The sequence below is a fragment of the Pseudoalteromonas lipolytica genome, from assembly GCF_003515105.1.
GTDB classification, from domain to species: domain Bacteria; phylum Pseudomonadota; class Gammaproteobacteria; order Enterobacterales; family Alteromonadaceae; genus Pseudoalteromonas; species Pseudoalteromonas lipolytica.
The window spans coordinates 2,951,675-2,974,440 of the sequence record NZ_CP032090.1; the positions used below are offsets into that span (position 1 = coordinate 2,951,675).

The window sequence follows — 22,766 nt, forward strand, 5'->3', positions numbered from 1 at the left end:
GATTTAAATGCGAACGCATTCTATCAACTTTAGATTATTTAATCTGATTCGCTCGTAGAAAGTTCTGCTTTGCGATGAAAAGGTTTCGCGTACATTGCTAAAACCAGTGGCTTTAACTCTTCAGGTACTTTAGCTAAACGCGCATTAAACGCTTCAGCATCTTTTTTATCAATCACGGCCTGCTTACACCCCCCCGCAATATAGTTACCTGGGTGTAAGAAAAACGAATCAACAATTTGCTGGTCAATCGTTTTTGCAAGCTCTTCTGGTGACTCGCAGCCAGATTCAATTGGCTCACCAAACGCTAAATGTACATGCCCTTTTGCTGTGCTAAAGCCCTCAACAATGCTGGCAATGTCTTCACCTTGTTGCTTTACATATTGGCCGTGATGCTGTTTGTGATAAAGCTCTTTCGCTTTCGCAATCGCACACGGTTCATATTGATACGAGATAGAGACTGGCACTATTTTTAATTCGCGAACGTAATCAGCAAATTCTTTTTTCTGTTTACGACCTTGTAGCTGCAACATTTTAAGCAGTGCAGGATCCGTTTGATCAAAACCATCTTTTGCACGCCCTTCTTTTTGTGCAATCCAAATTGAATGGCCCTCTGACAATGAATCATAAATATAGGCTGAGAGTTGTGATAACGCTTTGAGCATTTCTTTGGGTGCTTTTGCTGAACGTTTCACTATAAAGCTTTTATTTAAGCGCATTAACTCAGTGATATACGGAATTTGCAGCAAATTATCACCAATGGCGATGCGCACTGTCGGCATGTTGTGTTTAAACAAACCCCAGTTAACTAACGCAGGATCCAAGACAATATCGCGGTGATTTGAAATGAACAAATACGCTTGTTTTGGATCCAGTTTATCAAGACCCGAAAATGTCACTTCAGATGTGGTACGGGTGATCAGTTTATTTAAATAGCTGGCCACCTCTTGTTGAACTTGCTCAACAGATTGCGTATTTCCCCACTTTTTTCTTAATTGCTGGCGCACTAATGGGCGAGTTATAAATGGAAAATAAGATAAAAAGCGCGGCAGATTATACTTGGCGATAACATCCACAAAGGCATTATCAGCAATTAATCGGGCGACTGAATCAGCGACTTCGTCATCATTGTAAGGTCTAATATCGGCGTATTTATCCACACATTCACTCATAAAAACTGCTTAAGTTAAAAAACGGCACGCATGGCGTACCGTTTAAATAGTTGGCGGATTATAACTCAGGCAATTTTAAATGCGAACCGAGACGCGATAGTTAACCTAAATATTTCCTTATACTGATAAAATTTTTATTTTTACAACAATTAATTAGGCAATGCTCTTACCAGTATCAACGAACTTTTTTAATGCCATTTTAAACACTAATCTCAGCATTAAAATAGCCAAAATGATACCCGAAGAAAGGCTTAACCAATGCGGTAGAACCTCGTGTTCAGTGCCCATCATGGGAGCCACTACAAAGCCAAATTCATCCACTAAGTAATCCGTTAAAAAGCCAAACAGTAAAGCCATTCCGATTACCCCAGTTAAATAAGCAAACACCGCGCGTTTACCTAACTCCTTTCCCACCACTCCCAAGGTGGCGATATTCGTCGCAGGACCTGCAAGCATAAACACCAATACCGCACCAGGGGATACGCCACTTAACAGTAACCCTGCTGCTATCGGGGTCGAGGCAGTCGCACAAATGTACATTGGTATACTAATCAGTATCACCACCAGCATCGCAAAAATACCGCTTCCCCATTGACTTAAATAAGACTCAGGAACATACGTTTGCACTAGCGCCGCGAAAAAGAGACCAATCACCAGCCACACCATGGTGTCTTCTAACAGTTTATTGCAGCTAAAACGAATAGCGCGTTTAAATTTAGCAACACGGCTCTCTATCGAAAGACTGGGCTTTTCGCTTTTACAGCAACGGTCTGCTTTTATCGATGCAGAATCTTCAGTGCTAAAGCCGCTCGGCTCTTTTTTAATTTCAGCCGAAGCATTACTGCTGCAACAGCTCGACTCTTTTTTAACTTCAGCTGCGATATTACTGCTGCAACAGCTCGGCTCTTTTTTAACTTCAGCCGAAGTATTACTGCTGCAACAGCTCGACTCTTTTTTAACTTCAGCCGAAGTATTGCTGCTGCAACAGCTCGGCTCTTTTTTAACTTCAGCTGCGGTATTACTGCTGCAACAGCCTGCACTATTATCATCTGCAGTGGCGGCTTGATGCTTATGCTGTGAATGAATTTCATGGTCTTTCCCAACCAAGACACCCGCAGCTATCGCGCTGCACACCGCTGCGATTGGGCGTATAATGGCCATAAATGGTCCCAATAAAACATACGAGACTGACACTGAATCAACGCCTGTTTCGGGTGTTGAAACTAAAAATGCCGTCGTCGCACTTTTCGATGCTCCCGCTCTTCTAAGCCCTATTGCTGCTGGAATAACACCACACGAACACAATGGCATAGGCGCACCAATAAAAGCAGCCTTAATGGTTGTCCAAAGCCCCTCTTTTCCTAAGTGACGATTGAGAAAATTGGCCGGTAAATACACATTTAATAAACCAGCAATCAATAAACCTAACATTAGCCATGGGGCAGATAATAAGAATAACTGCCAAAAATTATTGAGTAAGTCCATCAATATCCTCCAGTGTCGTCAGTATCGAGCAGTTCTCAGCGGGCTCTTCACCACCACAACATTTATCTGCTAATAATGAAAGAGAGTCATAAAAACGCGTGAGTTCAGCAATGCGTGCGGCCACTAAATCACGTTTTTGTAATGTCATTGCTTTAACCTCATGGCATGAATGCTGATTTTTATGAAACTTAATTTGCAATAACTCTTTTATTTCAGACAGACTAAAACCAACGTTTTTTGCCCGCAAAATGAACGACATTTGCTTGTAATCTGCATCAGAGTAAAACCGATATCCCACCTCAGAACGCGAACTTGGCGTTAACAAACCATGTTTTTCGTAGTACCTTAACGTATCTGTTGAGACGCCTAATTGACGGGCAAACTCACCTATTTTCATCACTGTCTCCATTGTGAAGCGTTTATTTATTATGCTCACTATAAACCTTGGAGTACACCCTAAGGTCAAGCAAAAATTAATAAGGAAAGTATATGAATATCGTCGTCCTTGATGCCGCCACATTAGCAGACACTTCGTTAGATGAGCTGGCACAATTAGGTTCACTCACTTGCTATAACCTAACTAATCAGCACGAATTAATTGAACGCTGCCAAGACGCTGATGTAGTAGTAACGAATAAAGTAGTTATAAATCAACAAGCAATGGCGCAGTTACCTCAATTAAAATTAATTTGCGTTGCTGCAACAGGCACCAATAATATTGATTTACCAGCAGCAAAAGCCCATAACATCGCCGTGACCAATGTGGCCGGATATTCAACACCTTCAGTGGTTCAACACACGTTTACATTGATCACCAATCTGCTTGGTAACACACACAAGTACATTCGTGATTGCCAGCAAGGTTTATGGCAGCAGAGTCCGATGTTTTGTCGCTTAGATTACAGCTTTAATGAAATAGCGGGGAAAACCTTAGCAATTATTGGCTACGGCTCGTTGGGCAAAGCGGTTGCTGAAGTTGCAACCGCATTTGGTGCCCATGTAATTATCAGTGAACGTAAAGGACATACACCGCGTGAAGGTCGCGTTAGTTTTGAGCAAGCATTAAAAACGGCTGATATAATCAGTGTTCACTGCCCGTTAACAGAAGAAACTCGCGATCAAATTGCGGCTCATGAGCTGAACATGATGAAACCCTCTGCCATCCTTATTAATACTGCCCGTGGAGGGATTATTAATGAGGCTGATTTAGCATCTGCGCTTGCTAATAATGTGATTGCTGGCGCGGGTGTTGATGTACTCAGTAAAGAACCCGCCGAGGCAGATAACCCACTTGCCCGATACACTGGCGACAATTTATTACTTACGCCGCACATTGCCTGGGCAAGTAAAGAGTCTATTATTCGCTTAGTGAAAGAAATCGCGTTAAATATCAAAGCATTTAACCAAGGAAATGAGCGCAATAGGTTGGTCTAAATTGCAATTTTTTGGTCAATTGAGCGAAATGGTTTGCAAAAAAGCTCCTAGCCAATTGACCAATTAAAAGCTAATCACTTGATTTAATTTACTTTTTAAAATGTGGCAAGCTGATTGCTAATTAAGAGCAACGTAAACATTAAATTCTAGGGATAAAAAAATGAAAAAAGCACTTTTAATTGCAGCGCTTACTGCACCATTTTTAACTGGCTGTGTCATTGCAGTATCTGATGGTGAAGCTGAAACACATTGGGCAGGTGATTCATCGACGAGCTGGCAAAAGCAGCACAAAAATAACCGCGAAATCATTTCGACTCTTGCGCTTGATACTAACTACCAAGTGGTACTTAATAAACTTCACACCCCTAACTTCACTGAATTACTAAAACAAGGTGACGATGTTTACCAAGTATTGTTTTATGCAACTCATAGCATTCACTCTGATGGTAAAATGACAAAAGATGAGTGCACACCACTAGTATTTAAAAACGATAAGCTAATTGGCGTTGGTGATACCATTTATAAATCACTGAGCAATGGCTAATTAGCCAAAAATGGCAGAGTAGGCCTTGCCTACTCTTTACCCACTCACATTCACTAATCTCGACACAACTTGGTCACGTCCGCCATCTTTAGCCTGATATAACCCTAAGTCAGCTTCTTCAAGCAGCGTTTGTTCAGCGTATACTTGCCCTGTTTCTGTGGTCGCAATGCCGATACTAATTGTCACATGATCCGAATTTAACGAAGCGGTATGGGGAATACCTAAATTACTCACTGCATGTCGTAATTTATTAGCAAATGCGATTGCTTGTGTTGCCGTTGTATTAGGCAAAACAGCCGCAAACTCTTCCCCCCCATAGCGCGCCACAAAGTCACTGCCTCGCTCGCAGGCCCCAACAAGCGCATGAGCAATTCGTTTTAAACAATCATCACCCGCTCGATGGCCATAGCAATCATTAAACCGTTTAAAATGATCCACATCCATGAGTAATACAGACAAAGGGGTTTGATCGCGACGACAGCGACGCCATTCTCGGGCAAGATTTTCATCTAGATAACGTCTATTAGGAATTTCAGTCAGGCCATCGATTGACGCTAGCATTTCGAGCAAGTCATTTTTTTGTTTGATTAATAACTGATTACGCACACGCGCACGAACAATCGCAGCACTAAAGGGTTTAGTTATATAATCCATCGCCCCCAACTCGAGGCCTTTTGCTTCGTCGTCATGGCTCGAATTAGCAGAAATAAAAATAACAGGCAGCATATTTGTGACGGTATTTTCTTTTATTTTGCTCAGTACCTCATACCCATCAATACCGGGCATAACAATATCCAGAATCAGTAAATCAACGGACTGTGTTTTTAAAAACGTCAGTGCCTTTTCACCACTTTCAACACAAAAAACATCATAATCTTGCTGTAATGTTTTTTCTAATACCAAACGGTTCAACGGATCGTCATCAACAATCAGTACCTTGGCTCTTTTTAGCATCTGTAGATCCTTGTTCGATGATAAATGCAATGACTTGTTTAATCTGCCACTGCAACTCATCGTTTAATAACTCAGGGAGTTCGCCTTGTGCTTTAAGCTTAGCCTCACATTGCTGAGCGCAGGCTGACAAACGTTTAAAGCCTAGATTACCGGCCGACCCTTTCACATTATGGACAACTCTGATCAACTCATCGGTGGTCTTTAATGTTGAAATTTGTAATAGCTGTTGTGCTGCCATGGTCGCAAACTTTGACAGCATAGTTAATACTAATTCTGTATTATTTGAAAACTGAGTGAGAACAAACGTACGGTCAAAAAAAGCCTGTTTCTGTACTTCAAGTTCACTCATCGCCAAAAACAGTGTACTGGCAACAATGGGTTTAGTGAGGTGTTTATTCATGCCCGCCGCAACGGATTGCTCTATGTCAGCCGCTTCGCTGTGTGCTGTTAATGCATAAATCGGCATTTGCTCTTTCGTGAATGACTGGCGAATTATACGCGTAGCTTGGCAGCCATCCATCTGGGGCATTTGAATATCCATAAAGATCAGGTCAGGTCTGAGACAATTAGCAAGCTCAATGCCCTTTTCACCACTGTCTGCACACACAACGGTGATATCGGCTTGCTCTAAAATACTTTTAATAATGCTTAGATTAAGTGGGTTATCATCTACGGCTAACACTAATAGACCCGATAAATCGGCACTTGAAGGGAGGGATACAACCGCCTTTTTCGCCGGTTCGCTGGTTTTATCTAGCTGTAAGCAGAAACTAAATTCACTGCCTTTGCCTCGTTGACTTGCTAGTTTTATTTCGCCACCCATTAACGCCACTTCGTACTTTACAATTGCAAGCCCAAGCCCAACGCCTTGATGTGAACGCGTTAGTGACTCATCACCTTGTGTAAAGGCATCAAATAAGCGACTTTGATCCGCATCGCTAATCCCAATACCGGTGTCTTTTACAGCAAAGCAAATTAGTTGTTGTTCAGAGGTTTGTTCGACTAAGTTTAAACTTAATTTAACGCTTCCTTGCTCTGTGAATTTAGCGGCATTAGTCAGTAAATTACCTAACACCTGTTGTAAACAGATTTGATCGCCCCTTAGGTTAGAATTGATCTTTTCATCGCACTCAACGCTGAATTCCAACCCCTTCGTTTTACACAGTGGCGCGACGATTCCTTCGCAATAATTAATTAAATCAGACAGGCTAAAGGGGGCTTTAGTTAATTTAACTTGCGAACTTTCGGCTCGGGCAAAATCGAGCATACGGTTTAATAAAGACAATAAGCTGTTGGCTGCTGACTTCGCTTGCTCAGCATGTGTGCGCTGCTCCAACGACAAGCCTTGCAACGCAATCACATCTATTAGCCCCAGTACGGCATTAAGTGGGGTGCGTATCTCATGACTTAAATTGGCAATAAAGCGGCTTTTAGCTAATGTGGCACGCTCGGCGTCATTTTTAGCTTGTATTAAGTCAGTGATATCTTGGACATGGACAACAAAGTAATCTGGATTTTTTTCACCATTCCATACCAATGAAACACTAATTTGTAGCCAACATTTTTGTTCTTGCTGGGGCAAACTAAAGTGATACACTTTTTTCTTTTCGCTGAGCAATTCAAGTAAGGTACCTTTTAACGTGTCTAGTGATTGCTCGCCAAACAAATCATCCAACCTATATTGGCTGCTCAAGGTATCACTGCGTTCTAGTGAAAATATTTTACGCGCCGCTTTATTCATTTGCAGTACGCGGTAATCAAGAGACAGTAATATAACCCCATTAGCAGCGTACTCCATTGCACTGCGTAATTTGGCTTCAGAGCTTTGTAATGCGTTTAATGCCGCGTGCTGCTCAGTAATATCACGGCCTATCGCCATAGTTCCCAATAATTGTTGATGCTCGTTATAAAAAGGCGCAATACTCAAATGATAGGTTTTATCATTGGTTACTAAACGTTTTTGATACACTTGGCGGTCTTGTAATACTTGTCGCTCAAGTTCACTTAGCTCGCCGTTATCGTCACTGATATCACATAACTGCTGGCCAACGAGTTTTTCTTGCGGTAAACCGATATAACTCTCATACGCCTTGTTACAGCCTAAAAATGAACCATCAATATTTTTAAAATAAATAAGATCTGGCACATTATTAAGCATGGTGTTCAGTAAGGCTAAATGACGTTCTTTGGCATCAATACTGCGGCGCAATTGTTTTGATTTAACTTGCACTTGTGAATCAAGCGCTTTGTTCGCCTCTTGCAATGATTGAACAAGCTCTTCATTACGGGTAAAAACCCGCTTAACTCGGCTAAACCAAGGTTGCCAATCAGCAGGAATACGATAATTTACCAGTGTATGTTGGCCTTCATCATGTTTTTCTAGGTAATTCATCAAGTGAGTCATTGGCTTTACAAATATGCGCTGACTCAACCAAAATACCGCGCTGAACATCATGACTAAAAAAACACTTAAGAACACAAATTCTATAAACATGTCGTAGCGGACAGGCCCACTGAGTGCTTTTTGAGATTCAAAGTAACGGGTATAAATTGGTAAATCAGACGATGGTTGCACTAAGTGACTGTGACTTTTTGTGTTTTTGTTTATCTCACTTTCGGGCCAATAATCATCTGCATTAATCGCTGTTTTTAATATTTTACTTGAGCTGGCTATTACTTGGTTATCTTGATTAATGAAAATATACTCGCCGTTACTCGGGGCAATTTTCATTAACCACTTAGAGATTGCCTCTAAGTCATAAATTAAAATGATGTAGTCGTCGCTTTGTAACGCTCGTCTTTTTCCTATTGCAAAGTACGCGTGGCCATTAACAGTAATTACAGCACTTGAGGCCAGCGCTTTATCATTTAAACGTGACGGTCGAAATTTATTATCCAACACACTCGTCAGCAATTCACTTTCAGCTGTTGAACGGCGCTTTATATAAACAAAACCCTGTTCGTTAACATAGGCAACACCTTGCAACGATTGAATCAATGCCAGCGTTGTGTTGAACGAGGGCCCTAATGCAAGCACTTGACGCCACTGAGTAAGAGCAAAGGCAGTGGATGCAAATTTACCTTGCCCCACAATTTCACCCACTCCTCCCTTTATGGGTTGATAATAGTAGTGATCAAACTGATTTACATTGCGGGCCCAGTTGGGGTCAAAGTCATATGATAATGGCTGCTCATACAACTTAAACATCGTATCAATCAATCCATCAGCCGCATGCATTGCATGACCAAGCTGAGCAGAGATATTATTAAAACTACTTTGTCGGCTTTCTTGTGAGCGTTCTAGCTTTAAATTATATAAGTGTAAACACAGAATAAACGCCACCAGCAATGGCACAATAAGCGCCACGGCCAGAGAACGATAATAATGCTTTAGTGGTAAAAAATTCACTCGATTTTAAGTACCTTGCCTCGGTAACACCTAGATTAACGAGGCAAAGATTCACTGGCAAGTTATAAATTTTCTTCAGCGAAGCTTGCCAAGCGACTACGAACAACACCATTCAAGTTAACGGTTGCACTTCCTTCAAAATTTTTAAATCGTTCAACAATATAGGTTAAACCTGAGGTAACAGGGGTTAAATAGTTACTATCGATTTGCGCTAAGTTTCCTGAGCAAATTAACTTCGTGCCCTCACCACAGCGGGTGATTATGGTCTTCAATTGAGAGGCGGTTAAATTTTGACTTTCATCTAATATCACCCCCGAATTGATATAATACTATCATACCCTTAATAAACTTGAACAAAAAAGTTTTTACACACATACTCTAGCTAAGAATCAAAGGTGAACGAAAATGATACTTCGAAATACAACAAAAACTAAAATAATTAAAGCATCAGTCAACTTTGGAAAAGGAATGTCTTTTCACCTCGATAAATCAGGGCAACCTATTAAGACTGAAAAAGGCATCAGAACTCACTCATATAGGCACGATAAAATAGAACCTAATTTTCCAGTGCTATATCACCCGACTCGCTTCACCGAATGCCAAGAAATGAACTTATTTTTAATGCACCGCTTTGAAGGTCATTTCAGTCTCAAAAAGAATCAAATAGACAATGAGGCTTTTAGTGACGCTTATCATGCCAGCCAACCGGGAAAGCCATTAGATGTTAAGTCTGTTTGCAGTATAGCTAAGCACTTAAAAGCTTTCTTAGATTGGTTGGATAAAGATGATGCATCCTATTTTGAAGTAATAACTGCACCACTTTCAAAACAATCTGTAGATGATGATATTTCTAGGTTACCTGTGTGGAGATATCACAAACATTTATGTGAAAGAGTCGAAACCAAAGATAAGTCTAAACGCATAAGCTTTAACAGCGCTCAAGAACGAATTAGAGCTGTTAAAGCATTCTATATATGGAGCCATAAGCGCGGGGCTATAGATAGCCTCCCCTTCTCACTTGAATACAAACAGGTACGTATTAAATCGAAAGCTAAATCAAGTGTAAGTTCATTGTTTCAATTACCTACTAGCAACACACGTTCTGGAGGCTTATGGAAGTGGGTTAGTAATTTGAGCATTCCAAATACATTGAAACAAAAGGAAGACTCACCCGAAAAAGATCTACAACCATATTCTCCAAAAGAACTTAAACAGTTGCTGGAGACGGATACGGCTCAAAAAGAGACTTATAAGCTTTATTTGCAATGTGCTTTGCTAGGTGGACTTCGTTCTTTTGAGATTTCAGCCATCGACCAGAAAGACCTTTTTGATCCTGATGAAAAAGAAAACGAGAAACGTATTCCAAAATTGAACATTGTACGAAAAGGACATAAGCCAGTGAGATTAACAATAGCGCGAGTTCTAATGAAGCTTTTGTACAATCACACTTTGACAATTCAAAATATGAAGCGACGTACCAAACATGAGACTAATCATGGTATGGACAATAGTGAACATCCGCTTCCTTTGTTTATGAATAGTTCAGGATCGCGGATAAGCGAAGATACACCGGGGAATACTATTTCCATAGTTAGAAAAGAACAAAGGAAGCAGGGATTAGAAATACTATTACGCACATTCCATGACTTACGCGCTACCTTTGCTACTTATGTCGCTAAATACCTAATTGACAAAGGTGAATCGGAGAGTTCCATCAGACAGACACTAATGACCTTGATGAGTCACGAAAGTTTTAAAACAACCAAACGTTACATCGACTTTGCCAAAAGTGTAGCAGTGGATGCATACGGAGCAATGTCAGAGTGGGTGAAAGATATCTACGGTGATGTTGACGAATTACTGATGCGTGAGGCTGAAGATGCAGCAGCAAGTTAAAACGCGGAAGTCCAATCGTATTCCTGCTAGATTTAAACCTCATTCAATTGTTCTAGCCAAACAGTTAGACGTTTTATTTAACAGGGCATATGACAAAGAAAACAATATTAGCGCAGATGACGACACTGCTATTTCAATGAGTCGCTTGCGGAATGCTTGTGTCAGTTTACAACACACTCTTCCTCTAGCCCTTAATAAGGTTAGTACAGATACTGCGACATCAATTCAAACTTCGGGATTAAATGCTCTATCAGACTTTGAAATTTGGCAAGAACTGGAATACTTTTGCATTAATGAAATAAATGATGTCAAGCTACCTAGTTATGCTACTCGTATAGAAGAAGCCTTAGAAAACTTAGCTAAGTTTCATTTTTATGATAACGCTATCAACGCTCCTTTTAGGCTAGTAAATGGGGCTACTTCAATCGACATAACTAAATTATTCGAACTTGAATTCCATCAAGTAAAAGAGATTCGTAAATTACTAAATAAATATCTGGACTATCTCGTCCTTCCAGAATTAAGCCTCAAAGATTCTTCTATTGGGGACAATATCCTCAAAACTGCGACAGCTATTATAAATCTTTGTCTACATGATACTTTTAAGAATACTGAACGCGTCAAACTGCCATTATTGGCAACATTACAGGATAGGGAATTCGTTTCATCATTTATATGCAATCACAACTTCCGTACTTTTTTAAAATTTATACTACCCGATGTGTGGGGTAAAGCTAGAGTCAATCAATTTAAAACTGAAGCCGAAGTAATAGGGTATGCACAAAGCATATCATCCAAATTTGGCAATGAAGTTGATGCTTTTTTGAAAAATCAGATAGCAAGCGCTTCGGAAGCTAATACAACAAGAGTTAGATCCTCAACTTTATCATTTCCAAGGTGGTTGAATAGTGCTGGTAGCGTAGCATCACCAATAATTAAGCTGCTTAGTGAGCGTGGAATTCAAGGGTTTGCAGAAAATGGCCTTCAGGGATTTAAATACCTTTATAAGCATTACCAAGAAGAAACTCAAAATAACCAGCAGTTTTTACTGCTACTAAACGCTGCATTGGACCTTTACCACTTTGTTACGGGTGAAAAAATCGCAAAGGAAAGTTTATTACCCTACTCATTGGGCTATTACCTTAAAGAAAGTGACACTACCGAATGGCAGAAGCATGAGTGGGTATATGACAATGCCTATAAATTTTATCAAAACCTAGTCGAATACCATAAAGTTTTTACAAAGCGAATTGATGGCGAGAGCATAGGTATCGTCACTCTCAAAGGTTACATAGGTAGTATGGCTAGAGCATTGAAAGAAAATGCATCATCATTAACAGATGAACAAATGAAGCTTATTGCCAGTCATGGGGTTCATGCTTTTGTTGAAAATAACTGTGAGATACTAAAGGCTATAAGAGAGGCAATTCAACTAAAATCAAAACAAGGCGATTTGTCGGTTTTTGTTGGTAATCAATATCAGAGCGCTATCGACAAATTACTATCGTTTTATGGTCTAGATACTATTAAAAGCTTTCCGGTCAACACCGAATTAACTGCACAACATCAAGAGCAACTATCTCAGAATCAAGATAAACTCTACTCATATAGAGAAGTAGTAGAATTAGCATATTACATAGAAAAAGGGCTTTCTGAGACCTTACTCACAATTAAAGACAAAGTTACACTTTATGCAGCAAAAGTCATATTGAAAACTGGTTGGAATTCAACTCCTACGCTAGAGCTTGATACTGACGACTTATTTTTCTTTAACACGCCATTACATTCAAGTAAAACTCCTGCTCTTCGTTTATTTAAACGCCGAGCTAATTATCAAACTCAATGGCATAAATTTGAAATTAAAGCCGAAGATCTAGAAAAAGAAGGCGTCTTATACGGCGACGTTGTCGAACCAGTAATATTTGATATTAAGGCTGCGACTAGACTTACGTCTATTTACCGCCCTTCTATTGAGAACCTATCAAAAAGAATTTTTGTTTTTCCCAAAGTAAATAGTATTGGAGAAGTAAAGATTCAATTATTAACAGCATCACGTTTCAAGACCACTATAGATAGGATATTGACTGAGCTTGGGTGTGATATCGTATTTAATTCGCAAAAGATCAGAAAATCAGGGCTTAACTACATTTACCGAAAAGTTGCCAAAGAATTTAAGTGGTATCAAAAAGCTGGCAAGCACTCTTATGAAACGTTCTTGCGTCATTATTTAATGCAAGATAACAAAGATGTTGCAATGACAATCAACAGAGCGACAAAAACAATGGCAGACTATTTTGTTCGCGATGTTACCGACAAAGTAATCATTTTGCAGACTCCACCAGAAGACGGTAAAAAAGTCCCGAATGGCACATGCATTAACTCAAAAGATAAATCCGCAGTAGTGGCATTCGAATCTCAAAACAGGAAATTATTAGACCAGCGAGATACAAACGAGCATGCATGTGCCGACTTTAACGCATGCTTGTGGTGTCCGTTCTATCGCTGTGTTGCTGACGCATTGCATGTTTGGAAACTTTTGTCATACCGGGATTTTGTTGTTGCTGATATGGAAAACTCAGCCGCAACATTTGACTCTGTAACAGAGCAACTGGAAAACATAGAGCAGTTGAAAAATAGAGTTAACGAAATATTAACTGATATTGCCAAGCTTAATGCTCAAGCTGTGATTGATGGAAAAGAATTATTGAGAACAGAGGGTATTCATCCTCATTGGAAAAACACAGGTTTGCTATGACCAAAGAGATAACTAAAACAAAACTACTTGATATCGCTGTTGTAAAAACACATACAGGTCAAATCACTATAAAACCTTTGGTTCAGGTGTTAGAAGATTTTAAAGTTGATGATACTAGCGCTTTTAATTCGATTGCTTTGTGGGAAAACAGAGCATTGAATATTGCTAAACATGGCACTATTCACTTTGGCGATGACACTTGGATAAGCTATGAAGAAACGCAAAGAAATGTGAATTTTAAAGGTGTTGATGAATTAGCATATCAAATTCGAATTTATTCACTAATTAAACTCACACATGGTGATGTTGTAGGCGGTAAACCTCTAAAAATCTCTACACTTCAAAATGATGTAACGTATCTAAATTTAATTGCAGCCTTCTTAAGACAAAGAGGTTATCACTCATTTCATGAGTTGGAGTTCAAATCTGACTTAGTTATTAGGAATCTCATAAAAGACTATTTATATGAAGTCGGGAAAATAGCTATTTACAGACAATCACACTCATTTACTAAACTATTTGACGTGCAACGAAGCTTTCGTCTTTTTGGCCCTAAGGTGTGTAGTGTTTTTATTAATGTGCTTAACCAACTAAACGAGTTACACCATCCGAGACCAGTCACTTATTCGCACCCTGTCATTCCTACTAAAGTAATGAAAAAAATTCTGAAGTTTGCAGAAAAAATAGTTGAAAACTCTAAGGATAAGATAGAACGATGGCTAGAATTAAATGCACGCTTAATAGATAGTTTACATGAAGGCTCCATTGAACCACCGCCCAAAATGAATACAGGTGAGCTAATAGCAAAACATGTAAGAAACTTACCCAATGAAGAGGAATTCATTCAATTATCCGAAGAATTAGAAGATTTAAAATTAGCCACATACATTAATATCTTGGCCTATACAGGTATGAGATATAACGAAGTACTTACATGCAAGGTTGGCTGTGCCAATTACAAAGATGATATTTATTACATTACGGCAATTATGACCAAAACCGACAACAGTAAGGTTGAGATGGAATGGTTTTCAAACGCTGAAGTACATGAGTGTGTTGGTATTTACGAAAAATATGTGATCGGTATGCAAGAAAGGGCAAAAGCTGTACTTTCTTCATGCAGAGCCAATATAACAAGTAGTCAAGCACACAATTTGAAAGAAGGGTTAGAAAGAAACCGTCTTTTCGGGGTTTCACATAGTAGCTGTAGTGTTAGTTTTAGCGATGCTGGGCGATTCACAAAATTTGAGGTTAAAAACAGTGAAAACATTGAGCTTTTTGACTTAACTCTAGACGATGATGATATAGCAGAGCTTGAACGCCTTGAATCTAACTACAAAGAAGTTAGAGGAGAGAATAGAGGTGTCCCATACGAAGAAGGCGATACGTTTAGATTAACCGCTCACATGTTTCGACATACGTTGGCCTACTTTGTCATTGCCAATAAATTAGGTGAGCTTGATGATATTAGATATCAATTTAAACATTTAACTAGCCTAATGACGTTTGTTTATACTCGAAGAGCATTTTTGGCCTCAACAACTTTAATTAAAACTACTGAAGAGTTTAATGAGATTTTAATTGACCGTGTTGCAGAAGAGTTAATAGATGAAGCCGAGTCACAATCACTTAAAGGTGGTGCTGGTGAGCAAATTAATAAAACATCTAAAGATCTGATAATAGGTATTACTGATAGTCAAAGTAAAGATTCGACTGTGATTAAGCAGATCCATTTCAGTTCAATTGAAGAACTGAAAAAATTTCTCGTCAAAAATATTAAAAACATACGTGGCTTACCTACGGGGTACTGCACTGCGGGAGAAGCTTGCAAGATAAAAGGAGCAGGAATCCCTAGTGGCTGTGTGTATTGTGGTAGTAAAATCATTACCAAACGCCACAAGGTCAATTGGCAAATAATAAAAAAAGAAGCAACGCAGAAACTAGAGGCATATGCGGCATTAACCAAAGAAGAGCAAGAAGATTACGAGCTATTTGCTATTCACTGGAAAAATAATATAGCAGCAGCTGACTATGTATTAGATGAAGGCAAAGCGCATACAAACCAAGGAGAACAAGCATGAGTAGCGCATACGATGATATAAAACGTGCTTTTGAAGAGATGAAATCTGATGGCAGCAAGATAACCAAAAATGCAGTAGCAACGAGAGCTAAAAGAAATATTGCAAATCTATCTAAAGAAGAAGAAAAATGGGTAAAGTTACGAGAAAATATTGAAAAAGCTCAATTAACTTGGGAAGAAAAAAATAAAGATAATTTAATAAAACAACTCAGAACAAAGGTAGCCGAACTAAAAAGCAAGCTTGCTAAAGAAAAGCAAAAAAACGAGATTGACCCTAAGGAAATCGATAAGGATTTTGAAAAGCTACTGGTGCGATTACAAGAAATGTACGCTGAAATAGATAAGCTCAAACTGATTAATGCTGATTTAAAAAATCAACTTCAGCACTCAGGGCAACATACAGAAATAAGAGTGGATACGTCTACTGGTGAAATTATTGAATTAGTTTCAACGAAACAATAGATTAGATGTAGTAGCTCATATCTCATCTTACAGTTTTGTTGATTAGGTTTAGACTTCACCTGACAGGCAGCAAGAGCGAACAAGAGACGGTCAGAGTGATCTGGATATGTGAACTTAATTCTACAAAGCGGACGCTTAGCGACCCCGTTCATGCAATAAAATTGAGTTTAGGCAATCCGCATTAATTGTATAATGATGTCTCTGCTTCTAAAGAGTATGTTTATGAGAACCATTGGAAAACTGGCAAAAGATTTAGATATCAATGTTGAAACGATCCGCTTTTATGAGCGCCAAGGTTTAATAGAGCAGCCTCCAAAACCCGAATCAGGTTATCGAAAGTATGACGAGACACACGCTAATCAACTCAAATTTATTCTGAAAGCTAAAGCATTAGGGTTTACGCTGAAAGAAATTGAATCACTGATGTCACTAAGTAGCAGTTGCGCTGATATAGAATCGATGGGATTGCAAAAACTTAATCTCATCCGTAATAAAATTGCTGATTTACAGCGGTTAGAGAAAGTAATTCAAGATATGACAGATTCTTGCAAGGCCAATCAAGACCCTCAATCCTGCCCGGTAATAAATTCACTTAAATAGCTATTGACCCCGTACTTATGTACGGAGTTTATACTACCTTAAAAATTGAGGTAGATAGTTATGATCAATAAAATTCTAGATAAAGTAGGTTCTGGTGGCGTTTGGCTAGCCGCCCTTAGTTGCACAGCATGTTTTCCTGCGCTCGGCTCATTGGCATCTGCGCTTGGGTTAGGTTTTCTTTCACATTTTGAAGGGATAGCGGTGAACACCTTATTGCCATTATTTGCTTCACTAGCGTTGTTAGTTAATTTCTATAATTGGTATCAACATCGAGAGTCATTAAGAGGCATTTTAAGTGTCATTGGCCCAATTGCAGTATTGCTGACCCTTTATCCTTTATGGCAATACGACTGGAGCACTTACTTATTTTACTTTGGGATCATTTGGATGGTCGTAATGTCTATTTTAGATATTGTTAAGCCCATTAAGGAACCAGTATGCAAGGTATAGAATTAAAATCTAAGATAACTTGCCCTGAATGTGGATTTAGCAAAGTTGAAACCATGCCTACAAACGCTTGCCAATGGTATTACGAATGCGAAAGCTGTAAAGCACTACTTAAACCGTTCAAAGGTGATTGTTGCGTTTACTGCTCTTATGGAACAGTTAAGTGTCCTCCTATTCAAGAAGGCAATGCATGTTGCTCAGGTAAGTAGCCTAGTATTCGGTGGTTCTGTGCCAACCAAGTAATATCTTAAATGCGATTGCGATTAACACTAAACCACCAAATAGTTCAGCTTTAGACTCCAGCCATACGCCACTTCTTTCGCCGATATTCACACCAATCTAGCTAAAGGCAAACGTCGTGACGCCTATTATCAAGCAAGCTACGGCTATGTCTACCTCAAGCAATGTGATTGCATAACCTGCCGCCATTGCATCAATACTGGCGGCAATAGCAAGAACAAATAGCACACGATGAGTAACATTAGCAATATCTTCTTCAATTCCTTCAGATTGGGACTCATAAATCATTTTTGCCACCGATAAATAATAGCAAAATAAAAGCTATCCAAGGTGCATAATCTTCAATCCAAGATGATCATCCTTTACCGCTGTAATAGCCTAAAAGAGGTATAAAGCCTTGGAAAAATCCAAAATAAGCAACGGCTTTAATAAAGAGTTTTTCAGCATTTGCTACTTCTTTAGAACCTAAGCCTATGGATACTGCAAACACGTCCATACTGAGTGCTATAGCTAATACAAATACTTCAAACAAATCGATTAAACCTGAATAAAATTGTTATAAGATTACGTGACGTATAATTAGTTACTTGACTGATGTTAAACACCTAAGGTTTGCTGACAGTTGCTCAATTATCGAAGCCTTATTTTTACACCAAATTTCAGCCAGATATTCAGTAACAGTGCCAACACTTGAAGGAAACAGAATATTCCCCGCCACTTTGGCGAAAGGGCCATCAGTTTCGAGTAAAATCCTATCTTGAGGTATCCACGATATTACTTTTTTAGCTCTGGCTGAAGTAAGCATGGCTGGCCCAATAGAAAAGAAACAGCCTAGCTCGACGGCTTCTAGAACTTGCTTCTTAGTACCTAAAAACCAATGAAGAATAGAAGTACCAGCATCGGGGTATAACTTAAGTTGTTCAAGTACTTCACCTGTCGCATTAAGACTATGGATAGTTAATATTTTGTTATCAAAGCCTTCACATTTTTTCAAAATATGCGTAAAAACCTCTAATTGATCATCAAAGTAATCAGCATAACCTTTTGAGCCATCCAGCCCAATTTCTCCAATATATCTAGTTCTATCAACTAGCTTATCGAATAGAGGTAGTTCATTTTTCCTTAAATGAGCAAGTTGAGGGTGCAGACCCAAAGCCGTTTTACAGTGTTTTATGTCACTTGTTAACTGGACAGTACCTTCAAAAGCTGACGGCACCGTAGTTACTGATAGCACGTAATAATTACTGCTTTTTATGTCGTTCAATACCTCTTGATAATCTGGATATAAATCAACATGGCAATGAAGATCCATCATGATGATTTATCCGCTTGGAGAAATAATTCAACCTCTGCCAATCCTCGCTTAATAGTTGATTCTAATTTTTCTCGTATATCTTTTTCTTGTGGTATTGGTCCTGACTTTCGAAGCCAAGAACGATAGTTATCTGATTGTTTCAATCTAATAATGGCAGTTTGAACCGCTTGGAGATCATCGCGAGTATCTTTTTCTTTAATAAGACCTCTCAACCGCTTTGTCTTGTATGGCGCATCTTGTGTAAAACCAGCATGAAAAACTGACGCTCTTCGAATAAGGCAAGGTACACAATGCCCACACTGTTTATGCTCTCTGTGCCAATGACTACAAGAAACACTCAGAGGAACTGCTTTTCTAATTGCGTCTTGATCAACACATTCCGCTAACATTTCACCTTTAGTTTTGAATTGATAGGGGTTTACAAATTTGACATGAAACCCAGTGTCTCTAAGCAAAGATTCAAGCCTGCTTAGAAAATTAGGATGAGTAGTTCTAGTACTATGGCTACCAATCCGTCTTCTGGTAAGCGGTGGATTTATAGAAATATAGCCATTCTCAGGGACGACAATAGTTTCAATACTGCTATCGCAATTAGCATTTCTTAAGGCTGATATACCAAGTACCGCCATAGCTAGGAAGTTGAAGCTTCTTCCCCTCATGCTAATGTCAGTTTTACCTTCTAACTGCTTGATAATATGAGGAGACATTGAATAGGACAATTCGCCGAATGGCGGGGACAATAATTGCTTAATATCTTCCTGTTTTGCGCCATCACCACGATAAGCGTGACTAACCAAAAGCGGTTTTAAGGCTGACTCTCCGTTTAAAATGTCAATTGCACCAACTGCGCTATCAAGACCTCCTGAAAAAAGGCAGACTGAGTTGAGTCCAATTAATGATTTTGCTTTTGCTTTCGCTTGCTCACTTGTTTTAGGAGTCGGCATCGGCATAGTTGTTTTTTCAAAAGTAAACTGCCATTGATCGCCCGTTAGAAAGTTGAGCAAAGAACTTAGTTCAGGCTCAACAGTATTCCACATATCCTCATCGGTAACAGGAACATGCAAGTGCATTTTTCTAGCCCATGCATTTTCTGCATTATCCCTCAATTCAAATGTATCAGCGGCGGTAACGGCGGTTGCAATTGTTATCAGATCTATTGCATCAGCATCTACATGCAATCCTAAATCACGAACTGTTTGTAGTAGTTGTTTTGACACTAAGCTGTGCTTAGTGATGTCATTTTGATGCGTGTGAAACATTTGGACAGGATGACAGTCTTCAGAAAAATCAGGCAAGTTAGCTGGGTCATGGTTAAAATAAAAATTAGTCATCAAAACTCTCCCATTCATCCACTGTCATTGCAATTGCATCAGCTTGAATTTTAGTAATATTTTCCTTGCTAATAGTACTAGGGTTGCCATTAGTTACTTTGTCTAACTGCTCTTGTGTGATCACTTTTATTAATTCCCTTAATTCTACTTCCATTTGATGATGCTTACTTGCAGGCTCAACATGAAACCAAGCTCTGCCCATGCCTTCAACCACATCCTGAAAAATAAGATCTGTTAAATAACAGCCTATGGCTTCTTGAATAACTTCGTCAGTAAAACTGTTTGGGTCAAATTCTTCTGTATCGGGTAATGCTTCCTCTAGTGCGTAATCCAACGCAACTCTTACAGCATCCGAATCGGCATTATCAGGTGCCAAATGACTAGCAATTTTGTCAATTGCTTGGTCAGTCGATAACCCAGTTAGATCACCTAATGATAAGCTTTGATTATTAACCGTTACGGTGTCGCCACGCATGACACCAAGCAATCCAGAACCAGCCGTTATACCGCTTGCTAGTCTCCGGCTTGTGCTTTTACCTCCGCCAGAGCCTTTTCTAGAGTAACTTTTTAATGAACGCCTTAGATCTGAGGTTGAGCCACCTGTTTGTGCATATTTACCAAATGCTCTTCTGGCGCTGGCAAACCTATTTGGAGGTGGCGTTGCTGTTGGCGAACCACCGATTTCTTGTTGAACCTTGTCATTGTCAATATCGTTGGTATGGTCATTCTGATCATCAGATTGATTGTTATCAGAACCAGTTTGATCATCCCCATCAGTACCTGATGCAGGCTCTATTGTGACGGGATCTCCTTGCTCTGCCCAAGATGGAATTAGCGGACTCTTGTTATTCGGTCCTGTAGACGATGCGGACGTACCCATATTACTTAATTCCCTCTAGTTCTTTTAAGATTGGATTGAGCCACCTTTGACGAGGCAAGCTTTTTAAGAATGTAAGAAGACTTAAGCAACATTTATCATCCTGCTTGGCAAGTAACACGGCTCCATAGATGCCTGTTGGTTTTTCGGTCCAATCACCAATCAACTTAAAGTTTTCAATCAAACCATCCATGACTGACATGTACTCTTCCTTCGGAGTTGTGGTAATCGCAGTAGAGTTAACGCCACTGACCCTTACCTTTTGCTTCATTAATTCTTCTACAAGTTTTTGAGCAGCTCCCGACATTACCGCATTAACAGCACCCATTGGAATGCTTTCTCGGCTAAGGTATGCCGCTGGGGTCAAATCCATCTCAGTAAACATTGGAGGTAATTTTGACCATTTATCAATAAAAGCTAGGTCGAGTTTCCACTCTTCAGGTAACTTTATTTCATCAAATTCAACTTCTGAATTTTCGAGATCCGCTAAAACTTTTGGATATCCGTTTTCCTTATCAATTAATTCATAAAGCTTGTTAGTAGCCTGAGTGCCTAAGCACCTCTCAAAAATTACCAGCTTAGTGATAGTTTTCTCGTCAAGCTGCATTCCTCGACGGTGAGCCGTTTTCTTTCTCATCTTAACTTGATTGAGTAATCGCTTAACTATGCGAGGGTTACCGTTAATGTTTGTGGATTCAGCTAATAGTGGAGCTAACTGTTCAGCAACTACAAATTTGCTTCTGAGTCCTGAATGCTTTTCGATATCGTGATCCTGAAGAAGCTCATCAACGGTAATTTGTGGTTGTTTCCAAGAAAGCCTTAATGATTCTTCAAGGGCACATCTTATCGCTTCTAACTGAGCATCTGTCACTCCGTGGTCTTGAGCGGTGAGCATCATTAAATATGCCCTTATCTCAAGAACACCGGGCCTTGGTACATGCACAGGAATTTGAATAAGCTTGTCTAAATAATCAGTTTGATGTCGTTGAGATGCACCTTTGTGATATTCAGGTACTGCCAAACGGATCATGTCTTCATCGGCGGCAATGACAAATGCGGTATTTGGTAAAAATAGAAATAATCTGATCGCCTCAAGTGTTGAAATGGCATTAAATGGAGAGCAGCGATCTAAATTATCGACATAGACAATAAGTGGCTTATCAAACTCCTTTAACAGATCAGAATATGCTTTTCGGAATTCTTTAATTTCTTTAGGAGGTGAGAATGATTTCTTATCTTTGATCAAACCTTTGTTTTTCTTCGCAACATCCTTAGCGCCATCGACAGCACCTTTTACATCATCAACATCAAGTTCACCATCGTCACCACCACTGAATAGTCCCATGATCTTCTGTATACCACCCATAGTCGGTATACCAGCTAATGCTGCACCACCATCCATTAGCAGTCCCATCAGTCTGATCTTATCTATTCGTCCAGCAAACTCTATTGCTTTTGCACTTAGATTTTTATCGTCTGCTGCTTTTTTTACTAAAGTAGATGCAATTGTTTCTAATAGCGCTGCTTTAGCGTCATCGTATCCTTGGAAAGTCCATGCATCGAAATGCACTTGTATATATTCTTGTTCATCAGTTTCCAAAGATGCTTTGGTAAGTTCAAGAATCGTGGATTTTCCAGCGCCCCAATCACCAAAGACACCTATACTAATAGGCATTAATTCCTTTTCAGTGATAAGATCTTTAATCGACTCAGCCGTTTCATTAAAGTTTAAGAAGTCAATTTTTGACTCTTTATCAGACCACATAAC

General features: G+C 39.4%; 18 protein-coding genes and 2 pseudogenes. 9 read left to right on the forward strand and 11 right to left on the reverse strand.

The genetic code is table 11. The features are described from left to right. Positions 1 to 38 precede the first annotated feature (38 nt). From D0907_RS13255 to zntR, 3 genes are all read right to left on the reverse strand, one after another. A complete protein-coding gene (locus D0907_RS13255) occupies positions 39 to 1,169 on the reverse strand; it encodes a 1-acyl-sn-glycerol-3-phosphate acyltransferase (RefSeq protein WP_074988933.1) in 1,131 nt (376 codons plus the stop codon). Between the two features lie 153 nt (positions 1,170 to 1,322). Continuing rightward, positions 1,323 to 2,654, reverse strand: a complete 1,332-nt coding sequence (locus D0907_RS13260; protein ID WP_118844609.1) for an SO_0444 family Cu/Zn efflux transporter — start codon at positions 2,652 to 2,654, stop codon at positions 1,323 to 1,325. Continuing rightward, positions 2,638 to 3,051, reverse strand: a complete 414-nt coding sequence (gene zntR, locus D0907_RS13265) for a Zn(2+)-responsive transcriptional regulator (RefSeq protein WP_083202809.1) — start codon at positions 3,049 to 3,051, stop codon at positions 2,638 to 2,640. Before zntR ends, D0907_RS13260 begins: the two co-directional genes overlap by 17 nt. 92 nt (positions 3,052 to 3,143) lie before the next feature. Between zntR and D0907_RS13270 the strand changes: the two genes are divergently transcribed. Then, complete coding sequence (locus D0907_RS13270; protein WP_065979680.1) at positions 3,144 to 4,088, forward strand: D-2-hydroxyacid dehydrogenase; 945 nt, start codon at positions 3,144 to 3,146, stop codon at positions 4,086 to 4,088. A 160-nt stretch (positions 4,089 to 4,248) separates the two neighbouring features. Then, on the forward strand, positions 4,249 to 4,632 hold the full coding sequence (locus D0907_RS13275) for a DUF3192 domain-containing protein (protein ID WP_036966020.1): 384 nt from the start codon (positions 4,249 to 4,251) through the stop codon (positions 4,630 to 4,632). A gap of 36 nt (positions 4,633 to 4,668) precedes the next feature. Here D0907_RS13275 and D0907_RS13280 read toward each other — a convergent pair whose 3' ends face one another. The 3 genes and pseudogenes from D0907_RS13280 to D0907_RS13290 form a co-directional block, all read right to left on the reverse strand. Next, entirely contained in the window at positions 4,669 to 5,586 is a 918-nt protein-coding gene (locus tag D0907_RS13280; protein WP_036966017.1) for a GGDEF domain-containing response regulator, read from the reverse strand. Further along, on the reverse strand, positions 5,555 to 8,995 hold the full coding sequence (locus tag D0907_RS13285; RefSeq protein ID WP_065979679.1) for a PAS domain-containing hybrid sensor histidine kinase/response regulator: 3,441 nt from the start codon (positions 8,993 to 8,995) through the stop codon (positions 5,555 to 5,557). The genes D0907_RS13280 and D0907_RS13285 overlap by 32 nt, the downstream gene beginning before the upstream one ends. Before the next feature lie 62 nt (positions 8,996 to 9,057). Further along, positions 9,058 to 9,315, reverse strand: a pseudogene (locus D0907_RS13290) (PhoH family protein); the annotation flags it as partial. An 85-nt stretch (positions 9,316 to 9,400) separates the two neighbouring features. Between D0907_RS13290 and D0907_RS13295 the strand changes: the two are divergent. From D0907_RS13295 to D0907_RS21165, 7 genes are all read left to right on the forward strand, one after another. After that, complete coding sequence (locus D0907_RS13295) at positions 9,401 to 10,891, forward strand: site-specific integrase (protein ID WP_045979589.1); 1,491 nt, start codon at positions 9,401 to 9,403, stop codon at positions 10,889 to 10,891. Continuing rightward, entirely contained in the window at positions 10,875 to 13,646 is a 2,772-nt protein-coding gene (locus D0907_RS13300) for a hypothetical protein (RefSeq protein WP_062566146.1), read from the forward strand. Before D0907_RS13295 ends, D0907_RS13300 begins: the two co-directional genes overlap by 17 nt. Further along, entirely contained in the window at positions 13,643 to 15,727 is a 2,085-nt protein-coding gene (locus D0907_RS13305) for a site-specific integrase (protein ID WP_045979590.1), read from the forward strand. The genes D0907_RS13300 and D0907_RS13305 overlap by 4 nt, the downstream gene beginning before the upstream one ends. Continuing rightward, positions 15,724 to 16,188, forward strand: a complete 465-nt coding sequence (locus D0907_RS13310; RefSeq protein WP_016708220.1) for a hypothetical protein — start codon at positions 15,724 to 15,726, stop codon at positions 16,186 to 16,188. Before D0907_RS13305 ends, D0907_RS13310 begins: the two co-directional genes overlap by 4 nt. Before the next feature lie 222 nt (positions 16,189 to 16,410). Beyond that, positions 16,411 to 16,788 (forward strand): MerR family transcriptional regulator, encoded by a 378-nt coding sequence (locus D0907_RS13315; RefSeq protein WP_016708221.1) that lies wholly within the window; start codon positions 16,411 to 16,413, stop codon positions 16,786 to 16,788. A gap of 60 nt (positions 16,789 to 16,848) precedes the next feature. Then, on the forward strand, positions 16,849 to 17,238 hold the full coding sequence (gene merC / locus D0907_RS13320) for an organomercurial transporter MerC (RefSeq protein WP_016708222.1): 390 nt from the start codon (positions 16,849 to 16,851) through the stop codon (positions 17,236 to 17,238). A 53-nt stretch (positions 17,239 to 17,291) separates the two neighbouring features. Continuing rightward, positions 17,292 to 17,444: a GDCCVxC domain-containing (seleno)protein gene (locus tag D0907_RS21165; RefSeq protein WP_478212422.1), complete on the forward strand. Its 153-nt coding sequence runs from the start codon at positions 17,292 to 17,294 to the stop codon at positions 17,442 to 17,444. 1 nt (position 17,445) lies between these two features. Here the strand turns inward: D0907_RS21165 and D0907_RS13330 are convergent. From D0907_RS13330 to D0907_RS13350, 5 genes and pseudogenes are all read right to left on the reverse strand, one after another. After that, positions 17,446 to 18,007, reverse strand: a pseudogene (locus tag D0907_RS13330) (manganese efflux pump MntP). A 51-nt stretch (positions 18,008 to 18,058) separates the two neighbouring features. After that, complete coding sequence (qatD, locus tag D0907_RS13335; RefSeq protein WP_062566148.1) at positions 18,059 to 18,790, reverse strand: Qat anti-phage system TatD family nuclease QatD; 732 nt, start codon at positions 18,788 to 18,790, stop codon at positions 18,059 to 18,061. Further along, positions 18,787 to 20,121, reverse strand: a complete 1,335-nt coding sequence (gene qatC, locus D0907_RS13340) for a Qat anti-phage system QueC-like protein QatC (protein ID WP_063702034.1) — start codon at positions 20,119 to 20,121, stop codon at positions 18,787 to 18,789. The genes qatD and qatC overlap by 4 nt, the downstream gene beginning before the upstream one ends. Continuing rightward, positions 20,114 to 21,001, reverse strand: a complete 888-nt coding sequence (locus tag D0907_RS13345; protein ID WP_016708226.1) for a hypothetical protein — start codon at positions 20,999 to 21,001, stop codon at positions 20,114 to 20,116. The genes qatC and D0907_RS13345 overlap by 8 nt, the downstream gene beginning before the upstream one ends. A gap of 1 nt (position 21,002) precedes the next feature. Further along, the gene (locus D0907_RS13350; protein WP_082079326.1) at positions 21,003 to 22,763 is read right to left on the reverse strand and encodes a KAP family P-loop NTPase fold protein; all 1,761 of its coding nucleotides are present in this window, start codon (positions 22,761 to 22,763) and stop codon (positions 21,003 to 21,005) included. Between the last annotated feature and the right edge of the window lie 3 nt (positions 22,764 to 22,766).

Bases quoted from the DNA above. Each gene is read 5' to 3' on its own strand.
- D0907_RS13255 (WP_074988933.1), bottom strand. From the start codon at position 1,169: ATGAGTGAATGTGTGGATAAATACGCCGATATTAGACCTTACAATGAT.
- D0907_RS13260 (WP_118844609.1), bottom strand. From the start codon at position 2,654: ATGGACTTACTCAATAATTTTTGGCAGTTATTCTTATTATCTGCCCCA.
- zntR (WP_083202809.1), bottom strand. From the start codon at position 3,051: ATGAAAATAGGTGAGTTTGCCCGTCAATTAGGCGTCTCAACAGATACG.
- D0907_RS13270 (WP_065979680.1), top strand. From the start codon at position 3,144: ATGAATATCGTCGTCCTTGATGCCGCCACATTAGCAGACACTTCGTTA.
- D0907_RS13275 (WP_036966020.1), top strand. From the start codon at position 4,249: ATGAAAAAAGCACTTTTAATTGCAGCGCTTACTGCACCATTTTTAACT.
- D0907_RS13280 (WP_036966017.1), bottom strand. From the start codon at position 5,586: ATGCTAAAAAGAGCCAAGGTACTGATTGTTGATGACGATCCGTTGAAC.
- D0907_RS13295 (WP_045979589.1), top strand. From the start codon at position 9,401: ATGATACTTCGAAATACAACAAAAACTAAAATAATTAAAGCATCAGTC.
- D0907_RS13300 (WP_062566146.1), top strand. From the start codon at position 10,875: ATGCAGCAGCAAGTTAAAACGCGGAAGTCCAATCGTATTCCTGCTAGA.
- D0907_RS13305 (WP_045979590.1), top strand. From the start codon at position 13,643: ATGACCAAAGAGATAACTAAAACAAAACTACTTGATATCGCTGTTGTA.
- D0907_RS13310 (WP_016708220.1), top strand. From the start codon at position 15,724: ATGAGTAGCGCATACGATGATATAAAACGTGCTTTTGAAGAGATGAAA.
- D0907_RS13315 (WP_016708221.1), top strand. From the start codon at position 16,411: ATGAGAACCATTGGAAAACTGGCAAAAGATTTAGATATCAATGTTGAA.
- merC (WP_016708222.1), top strand. From the start codon at position 16,849: ATGATCAATAAAATTCTAGATAAAGTAGGTTCTGGTGGCGTTTGGCTA.
- D0907_RS21165 (WP_478212422.1), top strand. From the start codon at position 17,292: ATGCCTACAAACGCTTGCCAATGGTATTACGAATGCGAAAGCTGTAAA.
- qatD (WP_062566148.1), bottom strand. From the start codon at position 18,790: ATGATGGATCTTCATTGCCATGTTGATTTATATCCAGATTATCAAGAG.
- qatC (WP_063702034.1), bottom strand. From the start codon at position 20,121: ATGACTAATTTTTATTTTAACCATGACCCAGCTAACTTGCCTGATTTT.
- D0907_RS13345 (WP_016708226.1), bottom strand. From the start codon at position 21,001: ATGGGTACGTCCGCATCGTCTACAGGACCGAATAACAAGAGTCCGCTA.
- D0907_RS13350 (WP_082079326.1), bottom strand. From the start codon at position 22,763: ATGTGGTCTGATAAAGAGTCAAAAATTGACTTCTTAAACTTTAATGAA.